At 33.3% G+C, this 22,254-nt stretch carries 24 protein-coding genes; 20 read left to right on the top strand and 4 right to left on the bottom strand.

Annotated elements, in window-relative coordinates; genetic code table 11:
- The first annotated feature begins 286 nt into the window (after nt 1-286).
- The 18 genes from MJQ71_RS20270 to MJQ71_RS20190 all read left to right on the top strand — a co-directional run bounded on the left by MJQ71_RS20270 (nt 287) and on the right by MJQ71_RS20190 (nt 12,119).
- Nucleotides 287-1,126, top strand: a complete 840-nt coding sequence (locus MJQ71_RS20270; RefSeq protein ID WP_238808770.1) for a universal stress protein — start codon at nt 287-289, stop codon at nt 1,124-1,126.
- 31 nt (nt 1,127-1,157) lie between these two features.
- Complete coding sequence (locus MJQ71_RS20265; RefSeq protein ID WP_238808769.1) at nt 1,158-1,553, top strand: low affinity iron permease family protein; 396 nt, start codon at nt 1,158-1,160, stop codon at nt 1,551-1,553.
- 137 nt (nt 1,554-1,690) lie between these two features.
- Nucleotides 1,691-2,275, top strand: coding sequence for a porin family protein (locus MJQ71_RS20260; protein ID WP_238808768.1), 585 nt, complete (start codon nt 1,691-1,693; stop codon nt 2,273-2,275).
- 78 nt (nt 2,276-2,353) lie between these two features.
- On the top strand, nt 2,354-3,112 hold the full coding sequence (locus MJQ71_RS20255) for an MlaE family ABC transporter permease (protein WP_238808767.1): 759 nt from the start codon (nt 2,354-2,356) through the stop codon (nt 3,110-3,112).
- A 7-nt stretch (nt 3,113-3,119) separates the two neighbouring features.
- Complete coding sequence (locus tag MJQ71_RS20250) at nt 3,120-3,887, top strand: ABC transporter ATP-binding protein (RefSeq protein ID WP_238808766.1); 768 nt, start codon at nt 3,120-3,122, stop codon at nt 3,885-3,887.
- Between the two features lie 67 nt (nt 3,888-3,954).
- Nucleotides 3,955-4,848, top strand: coding sequence for an MlaD family protein (locus MJQ71_RS20245; protein ID WP_238808765.1), 894 nt, complete (start codon nt 3,955-3,957; stop codon nt 4,846-4,848).
- A gap of 88 nt (nt 4,849-4,936) precedes the next feature.
- A complete protein-coding gene (locus MJQ71_RS20925) occupies nt 4,937-5,062 on the top strand; it encodes a hypothetical protein (protein WP_290370201.1) in 126 nt (41 codons plus the stop codon).
- Nucleotides 5,063-5,250: 188 nt separating this feature from the next.
- On the top strand, nt 5,251-7,635 hold the full coding sequence (locus MJQ71_RS20240; RefSeq protein ID WP_238808764.1) for a glycosyltransferase: 2,385 nt from the start codon (nt 5,251-5,253) through the stop codon (nt 7,633-7,635).
- Nucleotides 7,636-7,852: 217 nt separating this feature from the next.
- Nucleotides 7,853-8,296 carry a hypothetical protein gene (locus MJQ71_RS20235; protein WP_238808763.1) on the top strand — a complete coding sequence of 148 codons (444 nt, stop codon included), beginning with the start codon at nt 7,853-7,855 and terminating at the stop codon, nt 8,294-8,296.
- Nucleotides 8,297-8,325: 29 nt separating this feature from the next.
- Nucleotides 8,326-8,829 carry a hypothetical protein gene (locus MJQ71_RS20230; RefSeq protein WP_238808762.1) on the top strand — a complete coding sequence of 168 codons (504 nt, stop codon included), beginning with the start codon at nt 8,326-8,328 and terminating at the stop codon, nt 8,827-8,829.
- A gap of 11 nt (nt 8,830-8,840) precedes the next feature.
- Nucleotides 8,841-8,999: a lmo0937 family membrane protein gene (locus MJQ71_RS20225; RefSeq protein ID WP_238808761.1), complete on the top strand. Its 159-nt coding sequence runs from the start codon at nt 8,841-8,843 to the stop codon at nt 8,997-8,999.
- A gap of 30 nt (nt 9,000-9,029) precedes the next feature.
- Entirely contained in the window at nt 9,030-9,362 is a 333-nt protein-coding gene (locus MJQ71_RS20220) for a YtxH domain-containing protein (protein WP_238808760.1), read from the top strand.
- 43 nt (nt 9,363-9,405) lie between these two features.
- Nucleotides 9,406-9,759: a hypothetical protein gene (locus MJQ71_RS20215; protein ID WP_238808759.1), complete on the top strand. Its 354-nt coding sequence runs from the start codon at nt 9,406-9,408 to the stop codon at nt 9,757-9,759.
- Nucleotides 9,756-10,175, top strand: a complete 420-nt coding sequence (locus tag MJQ71_RS20210) for a hypothetical protein (RefSeq protein WP_238808758.1) — start codon at nt 9,756-9,758, stop codon at nt 10,173-10,175. Before MJQ71_RS20215 ends, MJQ71_RS20210 begins: the two co-directional genes overlap by 4 nt.
- Nucleotides 10,176-10,426: 251 nt before the next feature.
- A complete protein-coding gene (locus MJQ71_RS20205) occupies nt 10,427-10,618 on the top strand; it encodes a hypothetical protein (protein WP_238808757.1) in 192 nt (63 codons plus the stop codon).
- Nucleotides 10,619-10,658: 40 nt separating this feature from the next.
- A complete protein-coding gene (locus MJQ71_RS20200; RefSeq protein WP_238808756.1) occupies nt 10,659-11,105 on the top strand; it encodes a sll1863 family stress response protein in 447 nt (148 codons plus the stop codon).
- A gap of 58 nt (nt 11,106-11,163) precedes the next feature.
- The gene (locus MJQ71_RS20195) at nt 11,164-11,796 is read left to right on the top strand and encodes a porin family protein (RefSeq protein ID WP_238808755.1); all 633 of its coding nucleotides are present in this window, start codon (nt 11,164-11,166) and stop codon (nt 11,794-11,796) included.
- Between the two features lie 29 nt (nt 11,797-11,825).
- A complete protein-coding gene (locus MJQ71_RS20190) occupies nt 11,826-12,119 on the top strand; it encodes a hypothetical protein (RefSeq protein ID WP_238808754.1) in 294 nt (97 codons plus the stop codon).
- Between the two features lie 453 nt (nt 12,120-12,572).
- Here the strand turns inward: MJQ71_RS20190 and MJQ71_RS20185 are convergent, their stop codons facing one another.
- Both MJQ71_RS20185 and MJQ71_RS20180 read right to left on the bottom strand, forming a co-directional pair.
- A complete protein-coding gene (locus tag MJQ71_RS20185) occupies nt 12,573-13,613 on the bottom strand; it encodes a glycoside hydrolase family 130 protein (protein ID WP_238808753.1) in 1,041 nt (346 codons plus the stop codon).
- A gap of 360 nt (nt 13,614-13,973) precedes the next feature.
- Nucleotides 13,974-15,065: an AI-2E family transporter gene (locus MJQ71_RS20180; RefSeq protein ID WP_238808752.1), complete on the bottom strand. Its 1,092-nt coding sequence runs from the start codon at nt 15,063-15,065 to the stop codon at nt 13,974-13,976.
- 278 nt (nt 15,066-15,343) lie between these two features.
- Here MJQ71_RS20180 and MJQ71_RS20175 point away from each other — a divergent pair, with 278 nt between their 5' ends.
- Nucleotides 15,344-15,535 carry a cold-shock protein gene (locus MJQ71_RS20175; protein WP_238808780.1) on the top strand — a complete coding sequence of 64 codons (192 nt, stop codon included), beginning with the start codon at nt 15,344-15,346 and terminating at the stop codon, nt 15,533-15,535.
- A gap of 124 nt (nt 15,536-15,659) precedes the next feature.
- On the opposite strand, the gene MJQ71_RS20170 is transcribed toward MJQ71_RS20175, so the two are convergent.
- The gene (locus tag MJQ71_RS20170; RefSeq protein ID WP_238808751.1) at nt 15,660-15,947 is read right to left on the bottom strand and encodes a DUF995 domain-containing protein; all 288 of its coding nucleotides are present in this window, start codon (nt 15,945-15,947) and stop codon (nt 15,660-15,662) included.
- A gap of 341 nt (nt 15,948-16,288) precedes the next feature.
- Here MJQ71_RS20170 and MJQ71_RS20165 point away from each other — a divergent pair, with 341 nt between their 5' ends.
- Entirely contained in the window at nt 16,289-20,629 is a 4,341-nt protein-coding gene (locus tag MJQ71_RS20165) for a CheR family methyltransferase (RefSeq protein WP_238808750.1), read from the top strand.
- A 59-nt stretch (nt 20,630-20,688) separates the two neighbouring features.
- On the opposite strand, the gene MJQ71_RS20160 is transcribed toward MJQ71_RS20165, so the two are convergent.
- On the bottom strand, nt 20,689-22,095 hold the full coding sequence (locus tag MJQ71_RS20160; RefSeq protein WP_238808749.1) for a replication initiation protein: 1,407 nt from the start codon (nt 22,093-22,095) through the stop codon (nt 20,689-20,691).
- Between the last annotated feature and the right edge of the window lie 159 nt (nt 22,096-22,254).

Genomic DNA, 22,254 nt, shown 5'->3' with positions numbered 1-22,254 from the left:
CAAATACTTATCCTTATTTCAGGTACAATTATTTATGTTTTTTTTCTAAAAAATGTGTGAATGTTGTAACTTTTTTCAAAAGTTATGTAACACTTCCTTACTCAATGGTGCTGACCTTTATACTATTCTAAAAAATCCAATCGATACTTTGGGTTGAAAATAATACAACCTCTAGACAAATCAAATACCAAACTCATCTTCAAGTTAAACTATGTAGTTATTTACAAATACCTGATAACCAACTTATTGAAAAATTATATTTTAGAAAAAAACAATTTTATTAGCTATGAAAACGATTCTTTTCCCAACCGATTTTAGTGACAATGCCGTTCATGCTTCTCAATACGCAGGAATGTTAGCAAGACGGTTCGATGCAAAAGTGATATTATTGCATGTTTACACAATTACAGTTCCTGTTGTTTCGGAGTTTCAACTGACTTATGATACCGAAAATTCTATCTTGCAACGAAGAAAAGAGGCAGAAGTTAGTTTACAATTTTTTACTGAACGATTTATTGAAAACACCAATTTACCTCCCGAACAAATCACGCAAATGGTTGAATACGGCTTGGTTTCTGATGTAATTATTACCACGGCCAAAGCAATGAATATCAGTTTGATTGTGATGGGAACAAGCGGAGCCACAAATATGCTTGAACGATGGCTCGGTACAAATGCCGAAAGTGTTATGCAATCGGCTAAAAGTGCGGTTTGGATTATTCCCGAAACGGCCCCACTCAATGCTCCGTTAACGATTATGTATGCTGCCGACTTTAAAGAAGATGAAGTGGAAGCGACCAACAAAATCCTAGAATTTGCCAAACCTCTAGGGGCAAGTTGCACCGTTATTCATATTCATGATTATTTTGAGTTAAATATTGATATTTCTGTGAAAGAAAAAGTAGAAGCCTTAAATCAAATTTTTGAAAATGAGGATGTTACTTTTAAAGGTCTCAAACGAAAAGAAATTTTGAAAGGTTTAGAAACATACATCAACACGCATAAGCCCGATGTTTTGGCATTGGCGGTTCACGAAAAATCATTTTTCAGTAAAATGTTTGATAGCAGTATCACGCAACATTTTGTTTTAGAAGCCAAAATACCAATGCTATTCTTTAAGAACTAAGCGTTTTTCTGACTAATTTACTAATCAAATCATGAAAAAAATATATCGACATTTGGAGCGTTTTTTTGAGAAAATAGCTTCCGTTGCCACAATCATTCTTGGAAATTCTATCACATTTACTATTGCCCTATTATTAGTTGTTTTATGGTTTTGTAACCGTGATTTCGCCAATCAAGACATCAATGATAGTTTCAGAGATATTATTCATGGAATTACTTTTTTAAGCTTATTTATTATACAAAAATCATTTAATCGTTTTTCGGGGTCGCTTCATTTAAAGCTTAACGAACTCGTTGTTTCGCATTCAACCGCCAATAATTCAGTCATAAATGTAGAAATGAAAACCGAAGAAGAAATAAGCGAACTTCAAAAAGAATACACTGACCTCGCCGAACAAATAAAAGAAGTTGAAGAAAAACTACAATAATGAATGTGTGAAAGATATAACTCATTTTCATTATTATGTAACACTTACTTTCTAAAATATGCTCACCTTTGTTGTGTAGTCATTTTATATGAAATTCAATAAAAACTAAGAAAATGTTAAAAAAAACCACACTAATAATGGCATTATTATTCATTAATGCAAAAATAATCACCGCACAAACATTATCTATTGGGCCGATGGTTGGGCTAAATGTTTCAACACTTAGTGCTGCACCAAATACCAAAAATTTATTAGGATTGACTCTCGGCGGATTTGCGAATTATAGCGTAAACGACCATTTTGGTTTGGGTGCAAAAATCATGTATTCGCAACTTGGTTCGGCATATAATTACAACGATGATTTGAATCGCCTACATTATATTCAGATTCCACTTACGGCTGTGTATTATTTTGGCGATCCAGGAGCAACTTTTAGACCTAAGGTTTTTGCTGGGCCATATTTGGGCACATTGCTACGAGCCAACCACAAAAGTAGTGACGAAGTTTTACAAACTGATGGTACGCCGATGTATAATAAAATTGATATTGGCGGACTCGTCGGCCTTGGTTTTAATTACCGAATTCAGTCTCGTACTTGGTTAAATGTTGATGCTGGTTTTGGAAGTAGCTTTACGGATGTCACCAAAACCACTGATAATATCTATCATAATCTTGCTTTTGGTTTGAACGTTGGCGTTAGTTTTCCAGTAAGTAAAGACTAATTTTTTTACTACGAAAAGTTTTAAAAGGCTTTAGTTCTGATAATAGAGCTAAAGCCTTTTTTGAAAATCAATAAAAACATGGTCATTTACTTAAAAAGCATTTTTAATGACGCAGGAAATATCATCCTTTTTACTGCACGATTTTTTAAAGAAGTTACCAAACCTCCCTTTGAAACCAAAGAGTTTATTCGGCAATGTTACGAAATTGGATATAAATCGTTGCCATTGGTAGCGATTACGGGGTTTATCATGGGTTTGGTGCTTACGCTACAATCACGCCCAACTTTAGCCGATTTTGGTGCAGAATCATGGTTGCCAGGAATGGTTGCTCTTTCGCTTATTCGGGAAATCGCTCCCGTAGTTACTGCATTGATTTGTGCAGGGAAAATTTCATCAGGTATCGGTGCGGAATTGGGTTCAATGAAAGTAACCGAACAAATTGACGCCATGGAAGTATCGGCCATTAATCCATATAAATATTTAGTCGTAACAAGAATACTGGCCGCAACGCTCATGGTTCCACTTTTGGTAGTTTTTGCAGATGGCATTGGTATCTCTGGCGGTTACATGGGTGTCAATATTCATAGTGATATAAACATCGTTCGGTATATTTCGCAAGTGTTTGAGTCGCTTGATTTTGTCGATATTATTCCTGCCACCATCAAAACATTTTTCTTTGGTTTTTTCATTGGAATGATTGGTTGTTATAAAGGTTTTACGGCCGCCAATGGTACCGAAAGTGTCGGAAAAGCAGCTAATTCGGCGGTTGTTCTTGCATCACTTTCCATCTTTATTATTGATATGCTAGCGGTACAGATAACTGACATTTTCTTCTAAAAAAAATATGACTCCGAACGAAACACATAAAAAAACGCCAAATACAGCTCCCGTTATTGAGATAAAAGGATTATATAAAACTTTCGGCAAAGATAATCATGTATTGAATGGCGTTAATTTTTCGGTTGCAAAAGGCGAAAATTTAGTGGTTTTGGGAAGGTCGGGTTCGGGCAAATCAATTGCTATTAAATGCTTGGTTGGTTTGGTCAAAGCAGATAAAGGCGAGGTTAACGTTTTTGGAAAAAATATTGTAAAATTTAACGAAAATCAACTGAATGAAATCAGGTTACGAATCGGTTTTCTTTTTCAAAATGGTGCTTTGTATGACTCCATGTCAGTGCGACAAAATCTTGCATTTCCTTTGATGCGACATTCCACAGAATTGACAGCAAAACAAGTCGATAATGCCATTAAAGAAACCTTAGAAAGTGTTGGTTTGACCGAAGCAATTGATAAAATGCCTTCAGAATTATCTGGCGGAATGCGTAAAAGAGTTGGTCTCGCCAGAACCCTCATTTTAAAACCCGAAGTATTACTTTATGATGAACCAACCACAGGTTTGGATACAATTACTTCACGAGAAATTAGCGATTTAATTTTATCCATTCAGAAAAAACACCAAACAACATCAATCATCATTACCCACGATATGGCGTGTGCCAAACTCACTGCCGACAGATTAGTAATTTTAAAAGATGGCATAATCGAGGCCGAAGGAACTTATGAAGCATTAGAAAAAAGTAATGATGCATGGGTTCGTTCTTTTTTCAGTTAAAAAATAGTTAAAACGTTTATTATAAATAATTTAACTAAAAAAATTAAGCAGTCAAATTTTTTGAGATATGAATAAAGAATCGGGTTTCACTTGGAAATTAGGAATGTTTGTCATGATTGGAATTGTACTTTTTGTAGTTACAATCTATTTTATCGGGAAACAAAAAAACTTGTTTGGGTCAACATTTCACCTAAAATCTCACTTCAAAACAGTGAGTGGTTTGAAAGTAGGTAATAACGTACGCTTTTCAGGAATTAATATCGGAACAGTTGACGCCATCGAGCTCATAAATGATACGTCGGTCATGGTTGATTTATTGATTGAGAAAGATATTCAGCCATTTATTAAAACCGATTCTAAAACCAGTATTAGTTCGGATGGACTAATGGGCGACAAAGTATTGGTTATTTCCCCAGGTAATGCTTCAAAAAATGCTGTAAAAGACAATGATGTTTTGGCTTCAAAAAGTGCCATTGAAATGGAAGATTTGATGATAAGTATGAAGAAAAGTTTAGATAACGTTGGCGTGATTTCGGATGAGCTAGCTCAATTTAGTTACAAAGTAAATAACGGAAACGGAGCTTTATCGAAAATGATTGCCGATGAAGAGTTTTCTAGTAGCCTAAAAAGCACTCTTTTTAATCTTCAAAAAAGTTCGGATGAATTTGCCAAATTCACCATTAAAATGAATTCAGGGAAAGGCACTTTATCAAAATTGATGACCGACGAAAAATTTGGTCGAACACTAGATTCAACCATGTCAAATTTACAATCTGGTACTAAAGGTTTGAGCGAAAATATGGAAGCAGCCAAGAGTAGTTTTCTATTAAGAGGCTATTTTTCAAAAAAACAAAAAACCGAAGAATTAAAACAGCGAGAAATTATTAAGCGAAAATTATTGAAAAATAAAAAGGATTCGACCTCACAAATCGTGCATCCAAAAGATACATTAAAGCAATAAATGTGTGAAACATGTAACTTTTTCCTAAATTTATGTAATACTTTTTGCTCTGAAACTTGTCACCTTTGTTTCATTAAAACAAAAAATGATGGCAAAGGAAACAAGTGAAAAAACTGGCAAAAAAGCTCCTGCAAAAAGTCTCAAAGAAAAGCGTTCGGCCAAAGCTGCCAAACGTAACGAAAAAGGACAAGAAGATAAATACAAAGCTGCCTAACTTGTACTCGTTAGGGTCAAATAAATGTGTGACCCTAACGAGTCATTTATTTGCTATTTGTTGTAATCTCGTTCTCTCCAAAATATAGGCCAATTCTCACCAATCTATCGCCATCGAGTGCATAGAAATCTTGTGTTTTTCTATCAAAAAATATTCTTACAACAACTAACGCATAAATCCAAAAGAAGATGAAAAATGAAATTATGGTCAATTATAGAAAAACATTGTCGGGTACTGAACGCCAAAAAACTTTCTCAAAAAAAGGCTTTTCGGTTTCAGAAAATACCAACCAATTACCCGAGATTCTTTTCATTACATCTTATCCACCACGTGAATGTGGCATCGCTACGTATTCACAAGATTTGATTAAAGCGTTGACTAATAAATTTAACCATTCTTTTAAAATAAGTATTTGCCCGCTCGAATCGAACAACGAACAACACATTTATGCCGAAAGAATCAAGTATATTCTCAATACTGATAATTCGTTCGCTTTCATCAAATTAGCAGAAATCATCAATCAAGACGATGCCATTCAGATGGTTATGATTCAACACGAATTTGGTTTTTTTGATAAAAAAGAAGAAAGTTTTCGCCAATTTTTAATGATTCTCGAAAAACCAATTATTTTAGTTTTTCATACAGTTTTGCCAAATCCTGACGAAATTTTAAGAATAAAAGTGCAGAATATTGCCGATTTATGCGAATCAATTATCGTAATGACTCAATCGTCGGCCAAAATATTATCGAATGATTATTCCGTAAACAAAAAAAAAATCACGGTAATCCCACACGGAACGCACTTAGTACCACATTTGGATAAAGATTTCTTAAAGAAAAAATACAATGTTTCAGGCCGAAAAGTGCTTTCAACCTTTGGTTTATTGGGTTCGGGTAAAAGTATCGAAACCACGTTAGAAGCCTTACCTTCAATTATTAAAAAAAATGCCGATGTTTTGTTTTTAATTATCGGAAAAACACATCCAACTATTGTTAAACACGAAGGCGAAAAATACAGACAAATACTTGAAGCAAAAGTTGAAACTTTGCATTTGCAAGACCACGTTCGATTTGTCAATTATTTTTTACCATTGTCCGATTTATTAGAATATTTGCAATTAACGGATATTTATCTTTTTACATCCAAAGACCCCAATCAAGCTGTGAGCGGAACTTTTTCCTATGCTATTAGTTGTGGTTGTCCTATTATTTCGACACCGATTCCGCACGCTCTTGAAGTATTGAAAAACGATGCAGGAATAATTATTGACTTTGAAAATCCGAAGCAATTATCAGATGCCGTGATACATTTGCTTAATGATGAAGTTTTGAGAAAAAACATTCGTTCAAATGGTTTGCATAAAATGGCCCCTACTTCATGGGAAAACGCCGCCATTGCTCATGCAATGTTGTTTGAAAAAACGTCTGAAAATCAGGTAAAACTGCATTACAAAATTCCAAATATTAACCTCGAACATATAAAAAGGTTAACCACCGAATTTGGTATGATTCAGTTTTCAATCATCAATATTCCTGATATTGATTCGGGCTATACTTTGGATGATAACGCTCGAGCAATGGTTGCAATGTGCCAACATTATGAACTGACAAAAGATAAAACTGACATCAAATACTTAGTAATTTACCTTAATTTTATCAAGTTTTGCTTACAAGCGGATGGTAAATTTTTGAACTATGTTGATGAACAGAAGAATTTCACCGAACAAAATTATCAAACCAATCTAGCCGACTCAAACGGTCGAGCAATTTGGGCTTTAGGATACTTGATTTCAATCGGAAATATTCTGCCCGAGGAATTAATTTTTGATGCAGAATCTATCATGGAATGTGCCTTGGTAAATGCACAAGAAATTTATTCTACTCGAGCTATGGCATTTATAATCAAGGGTTTGTATTATCGAAACCTAAAAAATAAATTGTGCCAAGATATGCTCTTGATTACTCGATTGGCTAACCGTTTGACGCAAATGTACAAACATGAAGCCAACAGCGAATGGACATGGTTTGAAAGTTATCTTACCTATGGCAATAGTATTTTGCCCGAATCAATGCTTTGTGCTTGGTTGGCCACTGGTGAGCCTATTTATAAGGAAATTGCCAAATTATCGTTCGATTTTCTATTATCTAAAATTTTTAGTGCCACCAAAATTCAAGTAATTTCAAACCAAGGTTGGTTGCATAAAGGCGAAGAATCAAACCGTACAATTGTTGGAGGTGAACAACCCATTGATATTGCTTACACTATTATGGCTTTGAGCAAATTTTATGCAGTTTATAATGATTCGGAATACAAAAACAAAATAAAAGTTGCCTTTAATTGGTTTTTGGGGAGTAATCATCTACACCAAATAATTTATAATCCTTGTACTGGTGGATGCTACGATGGTTTAGAGGAAAAATATATAAATCTTAATCAAGGAGCAGAGTCAACAGTAAGTTATTTGATGGCAAGATTGACCGTTGAGAGATTATTTAATGGCCAAAAATCCATCGAATATGACTCCTCTAAAGAATATTATTTAAAATTTAATAGACAAAACCAACTTGTCTGATGTGTGAATGTTGCAACTAATAGCCAATATTATGTAACACAAATAACGGCTATTAGCTGCACCTTTGTTAAGTTATAATTAAGCAAAATAATACTCCTTCCGCATGAAAAACTTAATCAGGGAGCAACTTGAAAACATCATATTTCTATGTATGTTTTTGGCAATTATCATATTCAATGCTTGTAAATGTTAATTTATACCTTTAATTAATAATAAAATGAATCGTAAATCCACCCTATTTAGAAATGCCTTTTTAGGTGTTTTAGTAACTTTGACTATTTTTTCTTTTGCTTCTTGTGCTAAAAAGATTAATTTTTTAATCTCTCCTACCGTTCCAGCAGCAAGAGGTTATGTGGAAGTAAAAAAAGACAATAACAAAAATTACTCAATCAAAATACATATTTCAAATTTGGCTGAAGTACAACGCTTACAACCACCAAAACAAACGTATGTCATTTGGATGGTTACAGATGAAAATATTACAAAAAATATTGGACAAATTCAGAGTTCAACAAACATGATGTCAAAGCAATTAAAAGCTGCGTTTGAAAACGTTTCTGCATTCAAGCCAACCAAAATATTTATTACTGCAGAAGATGAAGCTAATACACAATATCCTGGCACTCAAATAATATTATCAACAGACCAGTTTTATAGATAATAAAGCCTCAAAAACAAAGGTTTACTCCCATGAAAAAAGTAATTTTTACAGCCATTTTGTTTTCGAGCTTTTTTATAACTTTCGCTCAGGTCCGCGTTGGAACAAACGTTAATCATGGTTCACAACCAATTTGGGGACCAGAAGGATACGACCATGTTGAGTATTATTATATGCCCGACATTGATGTTTTTTACAATGTACCCAATCGACAATATATATATTTGAATCGAGGTCATTGGGTTTTTACAAGAGATTTGCCATCACAATACCGTAATTTCGACTTATATAGTGGTCATAAAGTTGTGGTAAATACTTATAAGCCTTATCGAAATGCCCAATCTTACCGAACAAAATATGCGAGCTACAAAGGGCGTTCCGACCAAAAATCTATTCGTAATAGCCAAGATTCAAGGTATTTTGAAAACAAAGACCATCCAGAACATGGTAAATGGCAAAACGACCGAAAGGAACGTAACAACAACAAAAAGACTAATAAAAAACAAGGTAAACGTAATCGAGTACGTAAATCTTAAACATAACCACCATGGGAAATCTACTTTATATTATCGCCGTGATTTTAATCCTCTTTTGGGCAATCGGTTTTTTTGCTTATAGTGCTGGCGGAATCATCCATGTACTATTGGTCATTGCAGTGATTTCAATTTTATTAAGAGTCATTCAGGGAAATAGAATTAACAAGTAAATATCTTTTTTAACATTAAAAACAACGACCATGAACTCAGGTAAAGTATTATTAGGTGTATTGGCAGGTGTTGCCGCAGGTGCAGTAGTAGGTATTTTGTTTGCTCCAGAAAAAGGCTCAAGAACTAGAAAACAAATACTCAACAAAAGCGAAGATTATGCTGATGGTTTAAAAGACAAATTTGATGATTTTGTTGACTCTCTTAATCAAAAATATCAAAATACGATGCACGAAGTAGAAGGAATGGTTACTAAAGGAAAATCTAAATACGATAATGCTATGCACGAAGTGGACAGCATTGTTGCCAAAGGAAAATCTAAATTTGATGATTCAAAAAGAGAAGCGAATAACGAAATCGCTTGAATTTTTATTTAAACAGTAATCAAGTTTCTTAAAAAATGAAATTATGAGCAACAATGAAACATCAATAGAAACACTTTTTGGAAAAGCAGAAGATTGCACCAAAACGACATTAGAGCTGTTGAAGCTGAAAGCTATCGATAAATCTGCTGATATTGTTTCTTCTTTTGCTATGCGACTAGCTTTTTTTATTGTTGTTGCATTGTTTATCATTATCAGCAATATTGGACTGGCTTTGTGGATTGGCGATTTGCTCGGTAAATCATATTATGGATTTTTTATAATTGCGGCTATTTATGGCGTCTTAGCGATTACACTTCGTTCGTTTTTACATCAATGGGTGAAAGTTCCCGTGAGTAATTTTATCATCACGCAAATGCTAAAATCTAAGTCGATATGAAAAACGAATCGGAAGCTTTACGAGAAACAATTCGGTTATTAGAAAACCAACAAACCAAAGAGTTAATCATACTCAAAGAACAATTGCATCTTACTTATGAAAGCCTGAGGCCTATTAACCTTCTAAAAAATACATTTACTGATGTCACATCATCGCCTGATTTGCAAGATACTGTTGTCAATAATGTAATTGGTTTAACCACAGGTTATTTGTCCAAAAAAGTTTTACTAGGTTCGTCGCATAATCCAATAAAAAGTATGTTCGGCACTTTGTTGCAATTTGGTGTCGCCAATGTTGTGTCCAATCATTCGGAAACAATTAAAGCCATAGGAGAAGTTTTTCTAAGAAAAATTTTTGTTAACCGAGGCAAATCAAAAATTTTGAAAACAGATATAACTGTCAAACCTACCAATTAATCATTGAATATATTTTTAGGTCAAAGTAGATTTTATACAAAACCCATACAACGTATATACATAAGAGGCATTTAATTTTTTAAACCTCAGATTCATACAACTCTATTTTTTGGAATCCGTTAGATAAAATTGCTTGATTTGATGCTTAATGTGTGAATGATGTAACATTTTAAAAATATTGTGTAACACATATTATTTGAGGAATATTCACCTTTGTTTCACCATTAACCATCACATTAAAAAATAAAATCATGGTGAATTTTATTGATTTAACAGGCAAACAAAATGACCGTATCAGAAAATTAAATAAAGAGCAATCTATTCTGATACTCAGCAATGACAATATCATGTTGGTCGATTGCGATAAAAATTCCTTGTTGGAAACCCTCGAAACCCAACTTGAAAAAACAAAAAACGAATTAAAAAGATTAAATCAAGGGTAAAATATATCAATAATAACATCGTTTAATTTTACAAAATATCATGAAAAAATCAATTTTAGCACTAGGAATATTTACGTTTATTACGAGTACAATTATTTTAAGTTGCAATAGTAACACGCCAGCCGAGAAGGTAGAAAACGCCCAAACTGAAGTGGCTGATGCCAATAAAGATTTAGAAAAAGCCAATGAAGAATACATGGCTGATATGGCTTCTTATAAAAAGGAATCGGCCGATAAAATTGCTACAAATGAAGCTAGCATCAAAGATTTTAACGAAAGAATATCTACAGAAAAGAAAACAGCTAAAGCCGAATATCAAAAGAAAATCAATGAATTAGAAGAAAAAAACACTGATTTGAAAAAGAAATTAGATGATTACAAAGAAAATGGAAAAGAAAATTGGGCAAAATTCAAAACCGAATTTAACCATGACATGGACGAGTTAGGAAAAGCGTTTAAAGATTTAACCGTTAAGAACGTAAAGTAATCTTTCATCAAGTTTGAAAGAAATGAGTCATAAATTCACACAATTTTAAGTTTAAATCATGAAAAAAATATTATTAGTAGTAGCTGCATTGGCTTTGACAAGCACTGTTGTATTTGGACAAGAAAGTAATCGTAAAAAATTTCAAGTTGGTTTGAAAGCAGGTGCAAATTATTCAAACATCTATGATTCAAAAGGAGAAGCATTTAGTGCTGATGGAAAATACGGTTTGGCGGGCGGTTTATTTTTGGCAATCCCGATTGGTAAGTTTCTCGGAATTCAGCCCGAAGTTTTATTTTCCCAAAAAGGATACAAGCAAACAGGCTCGTTTCTGGGTGGAACTTATGAACTAACTCGTACAACTGACTACATTGATATTCCGTTGTTGATTTCCATCAAACCAATCGAATTTTTGACAATTCAGGTTGGCCCACAGTATTCGTTTTTGATGAAGCAAAAAGATGTATTTACGAATTCGCTTGCAACCGTTGAACAACAACAGGAGTTTAAAAATACCAACATCCGAAAAAACACTTTGTGCCTTGTTGGCGGTGTTGATATAAACATCCGACGAGTAGTTTTGGGAGCAAGAGCAGGTTGGGATGTACAAAACAACAATGGCGATGGCACATCAACCAACCCACAATATAAAAATGCATGGGTTCAGGCAACGTTAGGGTTTAGAATTTTATAATTCTCTAATATTTTTCTATAAAAAAAGAAATGAAATCAACTATTAAGCAAATCAGCGAAGACATTTCTGAGGCATTATTAGATGTTATCGCAATCGAAAAAGTCAGCAAGAAACTTGGAAAAACGATAAAGAAATCGTCCAAAAAAATTGCAAAAAAAGTGGCAAAATCTAGAAAAAAAGAAGAAAAGGCTACCCAAAAATTATTGCAAAAATCACCAAAAATAGCTGTGCCAAGGGTTACAAAGCCCAAAATAGTAAAATCATCAATTTTGAAAAACAGCACAAAAAAGGCTGTATCAATGCCAAAATCAACGGATGTTTAAATTTTCAAACTAGCCAATTAAATAAATGAAATCATGTTTTTCCAATTACAAATTTTCCTAATTGCCTCATTATTGACGCTTGGAATATACGAAGTTTTGCAGCTAACCAAATTAGGTAAAACGATGATGGATTTCATTAATTTAAACGCAAAAAAGTTGCAAAATTTGATGCAAATAAAGAAATATAGGAAGAATATTTTTAATTATAAATACTAAATAGTTAATATCAGTTTTACAAATTTTTAGTGGTTAGGGTTGTCTCAAAAAGCCATCTTATTTAAGATGGCTTCTTTGTTTTTATCCATTTCAATATAAATATAGGTTTTCTACATTTGCTCAAACAAAGCCAAAGGTTAGTTACTCAAATACGTTTCTCTTGAAAGATGAAATATTGAAAACGTTTTCTTAAAAAGAAAACGTTTTTTTGATAATTAAGCAGGAGCAAAAAGCTATTTACTTTTCTTTAGGATTCAACAATAATTCAGTCAATAATGCTGAAATACTCACTGTAACAAAGGCAATACGTTCATCAGCAGCTCCATAATATATATAAAGGGTATCGTCGAACAGAGCTGTTCCAGTAGGAAAACACACATTATTTACTTCACCTTTGAGTTCCCATATTTTTTCGGGTTCAAAGAGTGGATATGGCAGTCGAGCAAGTTCTATTCTTGGGTCTTCCAAATCAAGTAATGCCGCACAAGCAGAGTAAACATAGCCTTTAATACTATCTTTCACACCATGATAAATCAATAACCAGCCTTCAGCCGTTTCAATAGGCGGACAACCACCACCAATGTAGCTTACTTCGTGGTCGTATTTTGGTGAAAGAACAATGTTTTCATTGAATTTTAGAAAATAATTTTGCCAAAATTCAGGGGTGAGTTCTTGTAAGTTTTCCACGCCAACAATGATTTGAATATCTGGTTTTATTCGGTGTAAAAAGTATAATTTGTTGTGAATGCGTTTGGGGAAGAATATCAAATTTTTATCCCAAAGAAGTACTTTTTTGCCCCTATTTTCAAAAATATAGTCATGAGCGTTATAACGATTATACTTTTCGTTTGGCTTATTATTAAATTCAATCAAATAATTAAATTCATCATAAGTCAGTTGTGGTACTAATATTCCTTGCTTTTCCCAATTTTTTAAGTCTTTTGAAACTGCCAAAGCCCCAAGAGCATTTACACCATCATAAGCCGTATAACTGAGATAGTATAAATCATCAATTTTTACTATGCGTGGGTCTTCAATACCATGCGATTCGTATTCAAATTGAGGTAATAAAACGGGCGTTTCAGACCGTTCAATTATTGTAAACGGCCCTTTGAGTTTGCAATAACCAATACTCGAATAATTGCCTTTGCTTACCGCCCGATAAAAAATATGAACATACTCCCCTTCTCGAATGGCTGCTGGGTTTAATACGCCTTCATCTTCAAAGGCAAGTGAAGTTTTTTCGAGCAGTACCCCTTCTTTATTAACTTTTATCATAGCTTTAGTTATAGTTCTGATTGAACTACTATTTCTTAAATAATACGTAGATTTTTTACGCTATATTTAACGTTGGATGGGGTTTAAAAAAATAAATTTATAGAATCAAAGGTTAGCATTTTTGGGACTAAATCTGTTACATAATTTAGCAGAATCCTTACAACATTCACACTTTCTTAAAACAATGCGTTATTAAAATAGCCCAAAGCACATAAACGGAGCAACGAGAAGAAATTTCTTCTCGTTGCTAAAAATTATCATTTATTAAATACTTAGATTTGTTTAGTTGAAGCAATATTACTCTAGAAAACTATGCTATATTTAGATAAAAAATAACATTAGATTCTCTTTTGGTAGCTATTATTTTTTTTGCATTTTTGATAATCCTCGTTTGATATTTTTAATAAAACCCGATTCGATTTGGTCAGTTTCAATTTCACCAATCAGAAAACCATACGGCTTGAGTGGCTCTACGTGGTCACAAATGATTTTTAAAATGGCGGTTAAAGGAATAGCCAAAATGATTCCTGGAATACCCCAAATGAGGTCGCCCAATACTAAAGCAATAATTGTAAATAATGGATTGATTTTCACTTGAGCTCCCAATATAAGTGGTTCAAGTAACCAGCCTTGAATCGTCTGAACGGTGGCATAAACAAGTACAATTCCTCCGAGCATTGATATTTCCATGCCGTGTAGGGCTGCCACAAAAACTGTCAAAGTTGTACCCACAATATTCCCGATGTACGGCACTATTTCTAGAAAACCACATAAAATTGCAAAGAAAAACGCATCTTCTACGCCTAAAAGGCTAAAACCAATTCCATACATAATCCATAAACAAGCAATCATTTTGAATAAACCCAACAAATATTGCTGAGATACTTTGGCTGTTGTTTGGATAATATTTTCCATTTCTGATTTGTTTTTTTCGAGCGAAAGTTTAAGCAGAAATTGTTTAATATGCCCTCGATAATACAACAAAAAAATAAAATAAATATACACTAAAACCAAATTACCAAATAAGTTTGAAAGCGAACCAACCATCGTTTGCATGATATTAGCATAAGAGGGTTGTTCTTTTTTTAAAATACTCAATTGTTCTTCGGCAGAGAGTCCAAAACGATTAAAAATAAAGGTTTGCAACTGTATTCCCGAATCAATGGCTCGCTGTTTCAATAACTCAACGTCCTTCATTAAACCTGATATTTTCCAGCCAAAAAGCGAAAGTAAGCCACCAATAACAACAATAATTGTAAATAAACAGATAAGTACTGCAAAGAATTTGGGTGTTTTTTTTCGTTGTAACCAATTACAAAAAGGCAAAAAAAGCGTCGCTAAAATTCCGCCAAAACATAATGGTATCAAAAAAACTCGGGCATAATATAGTCCTGCAATTACTAAAAATAGTAAAAGTAGTTTTTTTATAGTTGATGTAATTGTTATCGTCATATTCTGTTTTTTTATTCATTAAAGATAACCCCAATGATTATACAATATATATTTTTTCGAAAAAACTTCAATTATTTCTTCAAATGCGTTTGTTTTTTTTCAATTCTATTTCATGATAAGCAGCTTACCGAAATGAAAGCCAAAATCATAAATATTTCAATAAAATACTCAAAATATAACGCTTCTCCCCTACTCGACATATCAATTTATAATTCGTAATTGATAAAAAATTGCTTGTAATTAATTACATTGCAATTCACTAATGTTTTTTTAATAAAATAGATTCAGGAATTGTAAAGTTTTTCAATAACTCTAAAGGGTTTGGTTTTATAACGGTTGATGCTAGTAATGAAGAAGTATTTGTACATATTTCAGGCCTTGTTGATGATGTTAGAGAAGGAGACAAAGTTGTTTTTAATCTCGAAAATGGCAGAAAAGGTCTTAACGCTGTAAATGTAAAATTAGCGTAATTTGTTTGAGACAATATTTCAAGAAATTTAATTTCTTGAAATATTGTAATAATCCGATTGTTAGGTAGATTTAAAAATTTCCTAAACATTTATAACGTTTATAAATAAACGTTACCACAAAATTTTATCTCCATCGGCCTTGAACCCAATGATTTCCACGTCGAGTTGTTCTCCATTGTCCTTCTTTATACGAACGTCCACGATTGGGTTTTGACCAATAGCCATTATTTCTTGTATAAGAGTGAGTTCCACGATTATAGACCCAATTTCCTTCAACCCAAACATGAGAATTGCTCGGACTCATCGGGCGAGTAGTAACAACATCTGGTGGACGCGTACTAACATAAGGTGTGCAAGCATTGAACATTAGCACGATACCTATCATACTGATTAAGAAAAAAGTATTTTTCATATTTTGATGATTTTGTTTATTACCAAAAATTTTCGCTATAAAATAGTCTTCAAAGGTAATTTACATGGCTAGCCTAAGTGTTACAAAATTTCATAAAAGACTTACAACATTCACACATTGTACGTTTTCTTTTAGTATTGAAATAACATAGTTCAATCAAAAAGTGCAATTAAACTTTATATTTATTTTGTGCATAAAATTTTTGTAAATCATTCATTATTAGCATTTTGGCGATTTATTTTAATATTATCTTCATTATTTGGATTTAATTCTAAACTTTAATCCAAAAACCCAAATAGACAAGTATTTAACGTTACCTTCGCTTATAACCGCAGGTACACATGAAAACGACTTCTAAAAAAACTCTTTCTACACAAAAAAAACTTATTATCAAAAATGCAAAATCAGAACCCGAACCAAGCATTGAAATAATCAAGGAAGAAACGCCTATTTTAGATAATGAAATAAACAATCCGTTTACGGTGGTCGCAATTGGAGCTTCCGCAGGCGGTTTGGACGCAATCACCCAGCTCCTGCAAAACCTCTCGCCTAACACTGGCATGGCTTATATTTTTGTTCAACATCTCAGTCCAGACCATAAAAGTATGCTAACGCCACTTTTATCGAAAGTAACAGCTATGAAAGTACAAGACATTGATAATATGGAAAAAATGCAGCCCGACAATGTCTATGTGATTCCATACAATAAAGGGGTTGAAGTAATTGACGGGCATATTAAGCTAACGCCACGAACCAAAGGAGGCTCCCCTATTTCGATTGATATATTATTTTCTTCATTAGCTGAAACCCATAAAGAAAATGTTATCGGTATTGTGCTTTCGGGTAGTGCAAGCGATGGTACTCGTGGGCTAAAAGAGATTAAACAGGCAGGTGGAATAACCTTCGCTCAGGATGATTCTGCTAAATTTACAAGTATGCCCCATTCTGCCATTGCAGAAGGAGTTGTTGACTTTGTTTTATCACCAAAAGAGATTGGAATTGAATTGACATGGATGAGCAAACATCCATTAATCAAACGACATTCCATAAAACCAACTCCAGAAGATGCCATTGATAACAATAACCCTGATTTAAAAATAATTCTTGACCTGCTACACAAGAGAAAAAACGTTGATTTTAGCCATTACAAAATGAATACAATCAAGCGGCGAATGCTCCGCCGAATGTTGATTCATAAAATAAAATCAATCGACCAATATGCCGATTTGCTCCTTCAAATAAACAATGAAGTTGATATTCTTTATCAAGACTTATTAATAAATGTAACCGAGTTTTTTAGAGATACTGAAGCATTTTTATTGTTGAAAAAGATAATTTTACCTCGTTTACTCAAAAGTAAAACGCCAGACGACACACTCAGAATTTGGGTAGCGGCCTGTGCAACTGGCGAAGAAGTATATTCAATTGCCATGATTCTACTCGAAATACAGCAAAATAGAGCTATCAATATTCCTTTTCAGATTTTTGCTTCCGACCTAAGTGCCGAAGCAATAAGTATCGCCCGCAATGGCGAATATTCTATCAATCAACTTAAAAATGTATCGGCAAAACGTCTCCAACATTTTTTTGTAAAATCAAAAGATAAATATCGTATTACCAAATCTCTGCGGGATGTATGTGTGTTTGCTCAACACAATATTTTGAACGACCCGCCTTTTTCACGCATGGATTTTATCAGTTGCCGTAATTTTCTTATTTACTTAGATACGTCAGCCCAAAAAAAAGCGATAAGTACTTTTCATTATGCATTGAATGAAGAAGGATATTTGATGCTCGGAAAATCGGAAACAATCGGAACTTCTGCCCAGCTTTTCAATGTCCTGAATAAAAAATTCAAGTTCTATTCCCGCAAAAAAAATTCGGGATTATACAGGAATCCAGATATTAAAACCCATATTTCTAAGATAATTTTGCCTGATTCAAGTATTCTAGCGAATATTATTCCGAAAAAAACACCAATTTCGGCAAATGGTAATCTTGGCAATGCCTTTGATTCGGTGCTACTTTCTCAATATGTGCCAGCAAGCGTGATTATCAATTATGATTTAGAAATTCTGCAGTTTAAAGGTTTAACTGCTTCCTATCTCCAAAATTCATCGGGTAAAGCTAGCTTCAATATTCTAAAAATGGCTCATCTCGAAATCACTTTTGAGTTACGAAATGCCATTCATCATGCCATAAAAACCAAACAAATTGTTAGGAAAACAGGTATCGAAATGAATCGTGATGTTGAAAAAAACACCGTACAAATTGTCAATATTGAAGTTGCTCCACTTAAAGTTGAAGGCGAAGAACCATTATTAATTGTAGTTTTTACTGGTCAACAAATGGAATTACCCGAATATCCATTGTCGGGTTCAAAGAATAATTCTATTGCCAAAGACCGAAGAATAAAAAAATTAGAAGAAGAATTGGCCGCAGCAAGAGCAGATATGGGTTCAATTACACACGACCAAGAAGCCGCCAATGAAGAATTGCAAAGTGCCAATGAAGAAATAATTTCGAGCAATGAAGAATTACAGAGCCTAAACGAAGAGCTTGAAACATCAAAAGAAGAAATTGAGTCAACCAACGAGGAGCTTACAACCAGTAATCAGGAACTTCATGCAAGAATTCAACAAATTGAAGAATTATATACTTACTACGAAGGCATCATTTCTACAGTACATGAGCCTGTGCTTATTCTTGACAAAAATATTAGAATTAAATCGGCTAATAAATCTTTCTGCAAAATGTTTAATACCAACGAAGATGACATTACAGGCATCTCGTTGTATAAATTAGGTAACAATCTATGGAATATTCCTCCATTAAGAGAATTGCTCGAAGATATTGTTCCAAAAAATATTCGTTTTCATGATTTTGAAGTGGAACAAACTTTTCCTGTAATTGGCCAGAAAACAATGTTACTCAATGCCCACCGAATTGTTCAAGAAAGTCAAAATGAAGAATTGATTGTATTAACAATTGCCGATATTACGGAAGTAAAACGATTAGCGATCGAATTGGAAGTAAAACAAAAAAAGGTTTTAGAAATACAATTAGAAGCCGAGAAAAAAGCCCTAAAAGTTATCGAAGATAGTAATAAACGCTACAATATGCTACTTATGCAATCGCCATTTGCTTTTGCAATCATGCAAGGCAAAGACATGGTGGTGACACTTGCCAATGATAGTTTGAAGGAAATGTGGGGAAAAGGACAAGAAATTGAAGGAAAACCATTGCTCCAGATATTACCCGAAATAAAAAACACACCATTTCCACATATAATTGATAATGTTTATTCAACTGGTGTTCCTTTTCAAGGCTATGAATCGCAAACATCCTTACTACGCAACGGAAAAATAGAGGATGTCTATTTTAACTTTGTTTACCAACCTTACCACGAATCAGACGCAACTATTTCGGGCGTCGTTATTATTGCTGATGAAGTTACGCCTCAGGTTGCTACAAAAAGAGAATTGATAGAAGCCAAAAATAATGCAGATTTAAAAACCCAAATAGCCGAAGATGCAGTAAAGGCTAAACAGCAATTTTTGTCAAACATGAGTCACGAAATCCGTACGCCAATGAATGCCATTATTGGCTTTACGAATATTGTCTTAAAAACTGAGTTGGATGTAACTCAAAAAGAATACATAAATGCTATTAAAGTATCGGGCGATGCACTGGTTATTTTAATTAACGATATTCTGGACCTTGCCAAAGTAGATGCAGGAAAAATGACTTTTGAGCAATCGCCGTTTAATTTATCCGTTTCAATTGATACCATGATTCAGTTATTTGAAGCTAAAATCAATGAAAAAAACCTAGAGTTTAATAAAGAATATGATGAGCGAATTCCTCAAATATTACTCGGTGACCAAATGCGTTTACGTCAAATAATCTTAAATCTTGTAAGTAATGCGGTGAAATTTACAACAGAAGGAAAAATTACGATGAGTATTCGGATGCTAAGTAAAAATACAAAAAAAGTAAGCATCGAGTTTAAATTAACCGATACTGGCATTGGCATAAGAAAAAATAAACTCGAACATATTTTCAACAATTTTGAACAAGCTCACAAAGAAACTAGCAGCTCTTATGGCGGAACTGGCTTAGGGCTTGCCATCGTGAAACAATTAGTAGAGTTACAAGGTGGCATCATCATCGTTAGTAGTGAACTGGGAAAAGGCTCGACTTTCGGTTTTGTATTGGATTTTGAAACAACTCAACCAAATACCCAAATTGAGGAAAAATCGAATCTCACCAATACTATTTCTGCAAAAGATGAGCTTCAAAACATAAAAGTTTTGGTGGCTGAAGATATGGCACTCAATCAATTATTGATAAAAATAATATTAGCCGACTTGGATTTTGTGGTTGATATTGCCGAGAATGGAAAAATTGCCGTAGATATGCTTGTAGCAAATTCGCTTGCCAATCAAGTACCGTATGATATAATTTTGATGGATTTGCAAATGCCCGAAATGAATGGTTTTGAAGCCACAACGTATATTCGCCAAGAGTTAAAATCTAACATTCCAATTATTGCTCTCACTGCTGATGTTACAACTGTTGACGTGGACAAATGTTTGGCCGTCGGCATGAATGATTACATTTCAAAACCAATCGACGAAAAACTATTATATTCTAAAATGATAAAATGCTTAAAAAAATAAGCTATTTATAACGAATCGACTTAAAATAATCAATAAACCGATGAAAATAATGTGCATTTTTATAAATTTATTGATTGTACTTTTTCTTTAAACTGTTCATTCATTTCATTCATTTCATTCATAAAATTAACGTCAAACCACTCAATAAGCAATGCACTAAAGCTGCCGCCAAGTCTGTGATTATAGATAATTTCTTCTTTGCTTGCTGGTGCTAATCCATCAATATCTGTGATGTAATGGTCATAGGCCAATTGTACAATAAAGGGGGCATTTTCTTTATTGCGTTTATTTCTTAAATCTGTCAAAAATTCTTTCGATAAATCTGGATATTTTGTAAAAATAGTATTCATCAATGCTATTCTACTTTCTTCATATTCGTCTTTCAACGCTTGCAGAAGCTGCTCTTTATTCTGTTCCTGTTGTTTGGCAAGTTCTTGTTGTTTGGCTTTCTGTTTATTGGCCTCTAGTGCTTCTTTTTCTTCTTGAATTGGGTCAAAAATATTTGGTTGTATCATTAAAGATTGAATAAATCCCATCGGATTATCAACTTTTTGCCCTACTTGAAGCAGATTTTTAACCAAAGTTATTCTCGATTTTACGTAATCCGCTGGATAGGTTTTTAGCCAATTTTGGATACTTTTCAAATTAGCTCCTTTAAAATCTTTTACCAAATTAAATAGTTCTTGCTCTATTTCATTAATTACAATAAGCTCTTCCTTTGTTTTTTTTGTTGGTAAAATATTGTTTTGCCTTAATTCTAAGATTTCTTTATTTCTAATAATATGAAATACTAATTCTGTAACCTGTTTTCCTGACTTAATTTCCTCAAACGTAAATCTAATATCCGTACTTTTCTCCAAATCTTCTTGGGCTTTCAATATTACTCTCTGTTTAAAATTCGCATAAAGCGGATATTTATCTTGAACATCGAGCATTTCTTTTAAGTCTTGAATACTAAACCGCCTTTTACCAATCGTTTCGTATTGCTTTAATAATTCATAAATCCTTACCGAAAATGAACTTTGGATGCTCAATACATTCCGAATATCATACATTAAAAATTGCGTCTGAAGTTGCAATAAAAAAGGCTTCATCTTCGGATGAAACGATATATCCAAATAGTTTCCATCTTTCACAAAACTATCTACACCCACCGCTATGTGTGTTTGAAATTCCTTCAATCCTTCGGGCGTGTCTCTTATTATTCTGATTTCTTTCTTTGTCAAACCTTTCGCTCCATCTTTTAGCAACTTGTAAGCATTTTTGTGCGACAAGCCAAAATCATGCACAACATCTTTTAAAAAAATTCGATATTCTTTAAAATCTTCATCGTCCATTCTTATCAATGTAAGCATTTTGGTAAACACTCTGGTTTCCCAAATATCAAATCTGTAACGACCTTCAACCAAATCGTTTGATTTCTTTATTAATTTTACGGTTCTGCTTACCTCCTGTTTCTGTTTCATAGGGTTTTTATTCAGCTATTAACAAAACAAATATAACACTTTATTTTAAAATGTTATATTTGCCCCAATTTTGTTATACAATCCCCAAAATTGATATAATATTCCCCAATTTTGTTATAGTATTCCCCATTTTTGTTATAACAATCCCCAAAAATGTTA

The organism is Emticicia aquatica, from assembly GCF_923079645.1.
Lineage (GTDB): Bacteria > Bacteroidota > Bacteroidia > Cytophagales > Spirosomataceae > Emticicia > Emticicia aquatica.
The sequence above is the reverse complement of the archived record's forward strand: the minus strand, read 5'-3'. Positions and strand labels throughout refer to the sequence as shown.

Excerpts from the sequence above, each read along its gene's own strand:
- MJQ71_RS20270 (WP_238808770.1), top strand. The coding sequence starts at position 287 with ATGAAAACGATTCTTTTCCCAACCGATTTTAGTGACAATGCCGTTCAT.
- MJQ71_RS20265 (WP_238808769.1), top strand. The coding sequence starts at position 1,158 with ATGAAAAAAATATATCGACATTTGGAGCGTTTTTTTGAGAAAATAGCT.
- MJQ71_RS20260 (WP_238808768.1), top strand. The coding sequence starts at position 1,691 with ATGGCATTATTATTCATTAATGCAAAAATAATCACCGCACAAACATTA.
- MJQ71_RS20255 (WP_238808767.1), top strand. The coding sequence starts at position 2,354 with ATGGTCATTTACTTAAAAAGCATTTTTAATGACGCAGGAAATATCATC.
- MJQ71_RS20250 (WP_238808766.1), top strand. The coding sequence starts at position 3,120 with ATGACTCCGAACGAAACACATAAAAAAACGCCAAATACAGCTCCCGTT.
- MJQ71_RS20245 (WP_238808765.1), top strand. The coding sequence starts at position 3,955 with ATGAATAAAGAATCGGGTTTCACTTGGAAATTAGGAATGTTTGTCATG.
- MJQ71_RS20925 (WP_290370201.1), top strand. The coding sequence starts at position 4,937 with ATGGCAAAGGAAACAAGTGAAAAAACTGGCAAAAAAGCTCCTGCAAAA.
- MJQ71_RS20240 (WP_238808764.1), top strand. The coding sequence starts at position 5,251 with ATGAAAAATGAAATTATGGTCAATTATAGAAAAACATTGTCGGGTACT.
- MJQ71_RS20235 (WP_238808763.1), top strand. The coding sequence starts at position 7,853 with ATGAATCGTAAATCCACCCTATTTAGAAATGCCTTTTTAGGTGTTTTA.
- MJQ71_RS20230 (WP_238808762.1), top strand. The coding sequence starts at position 8,326 with ATGAAAAAAGTAATTTTTACAGCCATTTTGTTTTCGAGCTTTTTTATA.
- MJQ71_RS20225 (WP_238808761.1), top strand. The coding sequence starts at position 8,841 with ATGGGAAATCTACTTTATATTATCGCCGTGATTTTAATCCTCTTTTGG.
- MJQ71_RS20220 (WP_238808760.1), top strand. The coding sequence starts at position 9,030 with ATGAACTCAGGTAAAGTATTATTAGGTGTATTGGCAGGTGTTGCCGCA.
- MJQ71_RS20215 (WP_238808759.1), top strand. The coding sequence starts at position 9,406 with ATGAGCAACAATGAAACATCAATAGAAACACTTTTTGGAAAAGCAGAA.
- MJQ71_RS20210 (WP_238808758.1), top strand. The coding sequence starts at position 9,756 with ATGAAAAACGAATCGGAAGCTTTACGAGAAACAATTCGGTTATTAGAA.
- MJQ71_RS20205 (WP_238808757.1), top strand. The coding sequence starts at position 10,427 with ATGGTGAATTTTATTGATTTAACAGGCAAACAAAATGACCGTATCAGA.
- MJQ71_RS20200 (WP_238808756.1), top strand. The coding sequence starts at position 10,659 with ATGAAAAAATCAATTTTAGCACTAGGAATATTTACGTTTATTACGAGT.
- MJQ71_RS20195 (WP_238808755.1), top strand. The coding sequence starts at position 11,164 with ATGAAAAAAATATTATTAGTAGTAGCTGCATTGGCTTTGACAAGCACT.
- MJQ71_RS20190 (WP_238808754.1), top strand. The coding sequence starts at position 11,826 with ATGAAATCAACTATTAAGCAAATCAGCGAAGACATTTCTGAGGCATTA.
- MJQ71_RS20185 (WP_238808753.1), bottom strand. The coding sequence starts at position 13,613 with ATGATAAAAGTTAATAAAGAAGGGGTACTGCTCGAAAAAACTTCACTT.
- MJQ71_RS20180 (WP_238808752.1), bottom strand. The coding sequence starts at position 15,065 with ATGACGATAACAATTACATCAACTATAAAAAAACTACTTTTACTATTT.
- MJQ71_RS20170 (WP_238808751.1), bottom strand. The coding sequence starts at position 15,947 with ATGAAAAATACTTTTTTCTTAATCAGTATGATAGGTATCGTGCTAATG.
- MJQ71_RS20165 (WP_238808750.1), top strand. The coding sequence starts at position 16,289 with ATGAAAACGACTTCTAAAAAAACTCTTTCTACACAAAAAAAACTTATT.
- MJQ71_RS20160 (WP_238808749.1), bottom strand. The coding sequence starts at position 22,095 with ATGAAACAGAAACAGGAGGTAAGCAGAACCGTAAAATTAATAAAGAAA.